At 35.0% G+C, this 226-nt stretch carries 1 protein-coding gene; it reads right to left on the bottom strand.

Translation table 11 applies throughout. From position 1 onward, the window contains the following. Positions 1 to 60: 60 nt before the first annotated feature. Positions 61 to 186, bottom strand: a complete 126-nt coding sequence (locus AACQ14_RS24330) for a hypothetical protein (RefSeq protein ID WP_339366112.1) — start codon at positions 184 to 186, stop codon at positions 61 to 63. Positions 187 to 226 lie beyond the last annotated feature (40 nt).

Genomic DNA, 226 nt, shown 5'->3' with positions numbered 1-226 from the left:
TTCTCTACTAAACAACCAGCTTGTTTCAATGCATTAGCATCAATGTGGTGGTTAGCTATTTTATAATCCTACAATGCCAAATTCTTTTTGCTCATCAAAACAGGTATAAGGGCACCATCTCGTTGTTGCTAAGGTTAACTCTTTTGAAGCATGTAGACTCTTTTCAGCCACGGCATAACCATTCAAAAGTCATAAAATTAATAAAGTAAAAATGATTTTTACGGGC

The organism is Vallitalea maricola, from assembly GCF_036985595.1.
In the GTDB taxonomy this organism is placed as follows: Bacteria; Bacillota; Clostridia; order Lachnospirales; family Vallitaleaceae; genus Vallitalea; species Vallitalea maricola.
The sequence above is the reverse complement of the archived record's forward strand: the minus strand, read 5'-3'. Positions and strand labels throughout refer to the sequence as shown.